The following is a 6697-nucleotide window of genomic DNA, read 5'->3' as shown; positions in this document are numbered from 1 at the left end:
GCGCGGGGAACTCCGCGAGCAACCGAAGCCGACGGTCACGCGACGTACGGCCCGGTTTTTCAGGGGCGCGGGGAACTGCGCAACCAGCCCCCACCGGCCCGCGGCCTAAGAACTGCCTCGTCCGCCCACCCCGGCGGAGCCGTCCAGCATCCGCAGAAGCAACCCCCGCAAAGACACCCGCTCCTCCCGCGAAAGCCCCGCAAGCGGCTCCCGGGCGAACCGCAGGGAATCCCGCAGACTCCAGGCAACCCCCAACCCCTCCACCGTGACCGCCGCCAGCTTCACCCGCCGGTCCGCCGGATCGGGCCGCCGCTCGACCAGCCCCCGCGCCTCCAGCCGATCCACGATCCCGGTCACATTGGACGGCTCGCACTTCAGCTTCTGAGCCAGCCGCCGCATCGGCAACGGCTCCAGCGAGAGCAGACTCAGCAGCCGGGCCTGCGCCCCGGTCAGCGCATGCTCCGCCGCCGCCTCCTCGTACTCCTCGTGGTAACGCGCCACCACCGTGCCGATCAGGTCGACGACCTCGAGCGTCAGAGGGTCGATCCGGGGAGTCTTCTGCGTGGACATGCGCTCCAGGCTACCTCCGTTACTTGACATCATGAAACATTCAGGCGCATTGTTGTTTCAGGTACTGAAGTATTTGCGACCTCAGAGCCGCTGTCCCCACGGAAAGGCGCCCTCCCATGACCGACACCCCTGTCCTCCCCGCCACCAGCCGCGAATGGCACCTCGTCAGCCGCCCCGTCGGCTGGCCGAAGCCCGAGGACTTCGCCCTGGTCGAGACCGAGGTGAAGCAGCCCGGCCCGGGTCAGGTCCTGGTGCGCAACGAGTACCTGTCCGTGGACCCGTACATGCGCGGCCGCATGAGCGCCGCGAAGTCGTACACCGCCCCCTTCGAGCTCGGCAAGGTCATGCAGGGCGGCGCCGTCGGCGAGGTCATCGCCTCGAACGCCGAGGGTTTCGCGGTCGGCGACCGCGTCCTGCACTTCTTCGGCTGGCGCGACCATGCCACGTTCGACGCCAAGAGCGCCGTCAAGGTCGACCCCGGGGCCGCGCCCCTGAGCACGTACCTCGGCGTCCTCGGCATGACCGGCCTCACCGCGTACGCGGGCCTGCTGCGCACCGCCTCCTTCAAGGAGGGCGACACCGTCTTCGTGTCCGGCGCGGCCGGAGCCGTGGGCAGCCAGGTCGGGCAGATCGCCAAGCTCAAGGGCGCCTCGCGCGTCATCGGCTCCGCCGGCTCCGACGAGAAGGTCAAGCTCCTGGTGGAGGAGTACGGCTTCGACGCCGCCTTCAACTACAAGAACGGCTCCGTGAGCGAGCAGCTCAAGGAGGCCGCCCCCGACGGCATCGACGTCTACTTCGACAACGTCGGCGGTGACCACCTGGAGGCCGCGATCGGCTCCCTCAACCTCCACGGCCGTATCGCGATCTGCGGAATGATCTCCGTCTACAACAACACGGAGCCCGCCCCCGGCCCGAAGAACCTCGCCCGCCTCATCGCGACCCGCGGCCGCATCGAGGGCCTTCTCGTCGGCGACCACTACGACCTGCAGTCGCAGTTCGTCCAGGAGGTCGGCCCCTGGGTCGCCTCCGGCGAGCTCAAGTACCGCGAGACGGTCGTCGAGGGCATCGAGAACAACCTGGAGGCGTTCCTCGGCGTCCTGCGCGGCGAGAACACCGGAAAGATGATCGTCAAGCTCTGAGGCCGACTCCGGGCTTCTGCTGAACTTCCGACATGCGGTAACTTCTTTCCGAAACTGTCGCGGGTCGTGGGCGCGAGTCGTGGCGGACCAAGGAGGAAGCCACCGCATGTCCATCCAGCAGACCGACGTCCTCTACACCGCCGTCGCCACCGCCGAGAACGGTCGCGACGGCCGCGTCGCGACCGACGACGGCACGCTCGACGTCGTCGTCAACCCGCCCAAGGAAATGGGCGGCAGCGGCACCGGCACCAATCCGGAGCAGCTCTTCGCCGCCGGCTACAGCGCCTGCTTCCAGGGCGCCCTCGCCGTCGTCGCCCGCCAGGAGAAGGCCGACATCACCGGCTCGACCGTCACCGCGAAGGTGGGCATCGGCAAGAACGCCGACGGCTTCGGCCTCATGGTCGAGATCTCCGCCGACATCCCGAACGCAGACCCCGCCACCGCCCGGGCCCTCCTGGAAAAGGCCCACCAGGTATGCCCGTACTCAAAGGCCACCGCGGGCAACATCACAGTCACCCTGACCTGACCTGACCTGACCTGACCTGACCTGACAGACCGCGCCCGTCAGGGGCGCGGGGAACTGCGCGAGCAACCCAAGCGGACGGTCACGCGACAACCGGCCCCGGCCACCGGTCTTTCAGGGGCGCGGGGAACGGCGCGAGCAACCGAGACCAACGCTCACCCGACAAACACCTCGGCACCGGTGCTTTCAGGGGCGCGGGGAACTGCGCGACCAGCCCCCACCACCCCGCACCCTCAACACAACCCCCGGTTCATGAGGGGACGCTCAAGAAAGCGCCCCCTCATGAACCACCCGAACCAACCGCTGATTCTCCGGCGCGGCCCCGCCAGGAAACGCACCGCGCCGCCGCGTATACCCGTACGCCAGCCCACTCCGCGGATCAGCAAACCCCTGCGATCCCCCGGCCCCGCTGTGCCCGAACGCCCCGGCCCCCAAAAACGGATGCCACATGTCGGCCGTGGCCTGAAACCCGAGCCCGTACGACTTGTGCGCGCGGGCAATCAGGTCGTAGGGCCACTTCCCGGTCGAGCTCCAGCGTGCCGTCCTGCACGAGCAGGGCGACCACCAGATGGGCCGCCCCCTTCGTGGAGGAGAAGACACCGAACAGCGTGTCGCCGTACGTGTCCGCGCCGGTCCAGAGATCGACGACCCGCCGCCCCCGTACGTACGCGCTCAACTGGCCCGCGTAGTCCGGGCGTTCGGCGGCGACGACGGACGCGAACTCTTCGCGCACCGCCTCGAAGCCTTCGGCGACGGTGCCGTGGATCTCCTGCGCCATCCGTACTCTCCTCGTGTCACGGTGCCCTGGGAACGTTCCTCAGGACACTGTCAGCAAAGCACGCGCGACCTGTGGGAACTGCCCCTTCGGATGATCACGGAACAGCGGCTCCGTGCCGAAGAGGACGGCATGCGGACCGCTGACCACCGAGGCCCGGCCCGCGGCCTGCGCCGGACCACCGCTGCCGTCCTCCAGGGCACGCCAGTGCCCGGACACGAGCGGGTTCCCGGCCGCGTACGACTGCTCCACCCGGACCCCGGGGCCGAGGTCCGTGAACCACAGCGGCGCGTAGACGAAGCTGTGGTCCGGGGCGCCGGAGGTCACTCCGCCGCTCGAATTGACCACGCGCACAACGCCGTTGGCGTCACCGTTGCCCTCGACGGGCTTCAACGCGAGGAGCCCGGTGGCGGCGTTGAGGGCCGCTCCGGTCGCTCCGCGGCCGACGAGGCCCTCGCGGGCCAGGAAGGCGTCCAGGGCGGCGCGTGCGGCCGTGTTGAGGCCCGCGTGGTTCAGACCGGCGGAGGCGAACAGGACGTCCGCCTTCGACCAGTCGAAGCCCGCGTTGAGGATCGCCGTCGAGACGGGCGTGACGTCGAAGTTCATCTCGCGCAGCGCGAACAGTTCGCCGGGCGTGACGGCCGCGGCGACCCGAACGCGGTGGAACGGGGCGGTGCCGGTCGACTTCGTCGCGTCGAAGGCCACGTCGTACTTCTTCGCCAGGGCCACGGCCTTCGCACGGGCCGAGGCGGGCACGATCGCACTGCCGTCGGCCGCCCGGCGTACCGAAACCCCGTCCGTGAGAAGGGAGTTGAGGGCCGCGATCTCACGGGCGTCGCCGAGCCGCAGCCGGAGCGTGCCGCGAGGCGCCACGTAACCGACGTTCGTGGCCTCGTGGACCGGGCGGTCCGGCACGGAGAGCTTCGACGTCCGTACGGTGTCGACGGTCGCGCCCCACAGCCGGCCCAGACTCCAGCCCGAGATGTCGTACATGACCGACACCTTGTCGCTGATGTCCCGTCCGTCCGCCAGCATCACATTGGCCATGCCGCGCTTGGGCTGGCGCAGGTCGACGACGTACGACCCCTTCGCGTACGCCTTCCCGCCGAGCCTGAAGTCCTTGGTCGCGCGCCGGACCTGGACGTCGTTGGCGAGCAGGTGGTCGACGAGCCGGGCCGCGGCGGTGGCCGAGCGCTGTGCCTTCGTGCCTGCCGGGATCACGTACGCGCGCGGGAAGTCGGTCGTGTAGACGTCCTCCGGGCCGATGCCCGGCACGCCCGGAACGGTCTCCGGTGACACCGGGACCTGCGCGGCGCCCGTCACGCTCCGCCGGAAGACCTCGATCTGGTCGGCGATGAGCGAAGTGCGGTGGGTCCGCGTGTAGTCGAGGCTCGCGCGCATCGCCGCGCCCGCGATGGCCACGTTGATCGCCGACCGGCGGCGCAGCTCGGTGACGGGCAGGTCGTCGTACTCGTCGTTGTTCACCGCCATCGGGAACTCGACCGTGTGCGCGGCGACCGTGCCGTGGAACGGCATGTACTGCGGGGTGAAGATCGGCGGCCAGTCGTCCCAGCCCTCCTCCTGGTCCCGGAACGGGATCTGGGCGGGCTCCACACCGTCCTTGGCGGGCGTGTAGCCGAGGCCGTTGACGGCGGCCTCCATGCCCAGGGCGTTGGCGTAGGTGTTCTTCAGGAAGAGGTCGTACTCGTAGTTCTCGCCGTGCGGGGGAGTGGTGGGCTCGATGAGCGTGCCGTTCACGTACCCGTGCAGGTCGACCATGACGGCCGGCTGCTTGTCGATCGCGATCTGGCGCATCGCGCGGACCTCGGGCTGCGAGGCGGTCACGAAGTCACGGTTCAGGTCGAAGCCGTTGGCGTTGGCGCGGGTGCCGGCGATACGGCCGTCCGGGTTCGCGGTGATGTTGAAGTACACGCGGTTGCGGGCGAGAAGGTCGGTGGTCGTCCGGTCCTGGGCCGTCGCGAGCTTCTCGATCAGCTTGAGGGCAGCGTCCGTGCCCTCCCACTCGTTGCCGTGGATGTTGTTGTTGAAGAAGACGGGCGTCTTGTACGTGCGTTTGACCGACGGGTCCTTGGCGGCGGCCGAGGGCGCGTTCTCGATCAGTTCGCGCATACGTTCCTGGGCGCGGGCCTGGCGCGTGGACTCCGGCGCGGTGACGGTGACCAGATAGAGACGGTGGCCGCCGGCCGAGCGCCCCGCGACCTCCACGCTCACCCGGTCGCCGAGCCGCTGGAGCGCGTTCAGCTTCGGGGCGATGGCGTGGTACGGGGTGAGGCCGAGCTTGATGGACTTGTCGGCCGGGTTCTCCGGGTCCGGGGTGAGCACCTGCTCGCGGGGGTAGCCGCGGGTGCCTCCGGCGGTGCCGGTGCCGTCGGTGAGCTCGGTGACCGGGGTGGTCAGGGCCCGGTCGGTGGTGCCCTCCGGGGCTTTGGCAGCGGACCGGTCGGAGGGATCGGAGAGGCCTGAGCCCTCGCGGACCGGGGATGCGGGCTGGGATTCGGGCCGGGGCGTGGGGTCGGCCACGGCGCCGTTCGGGGTGAGCAGGAGCGCCGCCGCCGCGGTGGCGGTGGCCGTGGCGATCAGGGCGGGTCTCGGTAGGCGCACGCGTACCTCCGCTGGAGTTGCTGTGGACATGCCTGGACATCGGTACGCGGAGGTCTACCTGTTCGACTCACGTGCAACAAGAGGGCGTTGCCGTCACCGGTGCCACGGGTTGTCGCCGATGGTGGGTCCCGGGGTGGGTGGAGGGGCATGCTGAGTGCGACCCCGGCGGGCCGGCTCGGGCGTGTGTGTGCGTGAGGCGAGGAGAGTCCATGGCAACGATTCCGTCGCTCCCCAGCAGGGACGACGTGGCGCGTATCGCACGGAACACGACCGACATCACCGGGCAACTGCTCGACACCGCGGGGAACATCACGCGTATCGCGATCAACACCTTTGATCCGAGGGACGGTTCGGGGGCGGAGGTGCTGCGGGTGCTGCGGCAGACGACTGCCGAGCTGGCCGAGGCCAGTGCGTCGCCGGAGGCCCAGGAGGCCTTCTACCGGATCGTGGACACGTTGACGCGGCTGGGGACGAGTGGGGCGCCGCTCGCCGTTCATCCGGTCAGCGAGCCCGCGCAGGCGCTGCTCACGGCGCTCGGGGACAGTCTGCTGCCTGTCCTCGACGCGGTGGAGCCCGCGGTGGAGGAGGCCGCGGAGGCGCTGGGCGAACTGGTGGACGCCACCTCGCCGTTGCTGCCCGCGGGGGCGGGGGTGGTGGCGGGTGTGCTCCTCGCGCTCGCGCCGTTGATCCGGGCCGCGGCGGATGTTCTGCGGGACTCGTCCCCGGAACTGCGGCGGATCGCCGACGCGTTGACCGCGGCGCTCGCTCCGCTGGTGCCGTTGCAGGTCGCGTTGGCCGAGCGGGCCGCGGCGGTGGGGGCGGGGGTTGTGCGGGCGGCTCTGCCGCCGCTGGCGGACCTCACGGAGGCGGCTGCCGCCGGCCTGAAGGCCGGCCGTCCCCTGCTCGTCGCGGGGGAGGAGTTCGTGGTGTCCGGCCTTGAGCGGATTCAGCCGTTGCTGCTGGTGTCCGCGTCGCGGGTGGGGAGGGTGGCTCGGGCCGGGGCGGTGCGGGTTTCCGCGGCGGTGTCGCCTGCGGGGGAGCGGGGGGTTGTGGTGGCGGTCCATCCCG

5 protein-coding genes and 1 pseudogene are annotated in these 6697 nt (G+C 70.4%); 3 read left to right on the top strand and 3 right to left on the bottom strand.

What is annotated here, in order from left to right; all coding sequences use genetic code 11:
* Positions 1-105: 105 nt before the first annotated feature.
* Entirely contained in the window at positions 106-570 is a 465-nt protein-coding gene (locus O3Q52_RS46385) for a MarR family winged helix-turn-helix transcriptional regulator (protein ID WP_269654501.1), read from the bottom strand.
* A 116-nt stretch (positions 571-686) separates the two neighbouring features.
* Here O3Q52_RS46385 and O3Q52_RS46380 point away from each other — a divergent pair, with 116 nt between their 5' ends.
* Positions 687-1709 carry an NADP-dependent oxidoreductase gene (locus tag O3Q52_RS46380; RefSeq protein ID WP_269654500.1) on the top strand — a complete coding sequence of 341 codons (1023 nt, stop codon included), beginning with the start codon at positions 687-689 and terminating at the stop codon, positions 1707-1709.
* Positions 1710-1815: 106 nt separating this feature from the next.
* Positions 1816-2235 carry an organic hydroperoxide resistance protein gene (locus O3Q52_RS46375; RefSeq protein ID WP_269654499.1) on the top strand — a complete coding sequence of 140 codons (420 nt, stop codon included), beginning with the start codon at positions 1816-1818 and terminating at the stop codon, positions 2233-2235.
* A 261-nt stretch (positions 2236-2496) separates the two neighbouring features.
* Here O3Q52_RS46375 and O3Q52_RS46370 read toward each other — a convergent pair.
* A pseudogene (locus O3Q52_RS46370) lies at positions 2497-3010 on the bottom strand (hypothetical protein).
* A gap of 39 nt (positions 3011-3049) precedes the next feature.
* Positions 3050-5629, bottom strand: a complete 2580-nt coding sequence (locus O3Q52_RS46365; RefSeq protein ID WP_269654498.1) for a M14 family zinc carboxypeptidase — start codon at positions 5627-5629, stop codon at positions 3050-3052.
* Between the two features lie 209 nt (positions 5630-5838).
* Here O3Q52_RS46365 and O3Q52_RS46360 point away from each other — a divergent pair.
* Positions 5839-6697: hypothetical protein (locus O3Q52_RS46360; RefSeq protein WP_269654497.1), on the top strand; the 859-nt coding region annotated here is incomplete at its 3' end.

The sequence above is a fragment of the Streptomyces sp. ActVer genome (assembly GCF_027270795.1).
Taxonomy (GTDB): Bacteria; Actinomycetota; Actinomycetes; order Streptomycetales; family Streptomycetaceae; genus Streptomyces; species Streptomyces umbrinus_A.
This window is presented reverse-complemented; position numbering and strand designations above follow the sequence as displayed.

Bases quoted from the DNA above. Each gene is read 5' to 3' on its own strand.
- O3Q52_RS46385 (WP_269654501.1), bottom strand. From the start codon at position 570: ATGTCCACGCAGAAGACTCCCCGGATCGACCCTCTGACGCTCGAGGTC.
- O3Q52_RS46380 (WP_269654500.1), top strand. From the start codon at position 687: ATGACCGACACCCCTGTCCTCCCCGCCACCAGCCGCGAATGGCACCTC.
- O3Q52_RS46375 (WP_269654499.1), top strand. From the start codon at position 1,816: ATGTCCATCCAGCAGACCGACGTCCTCTACACCGCCGTCGCCACCGCC.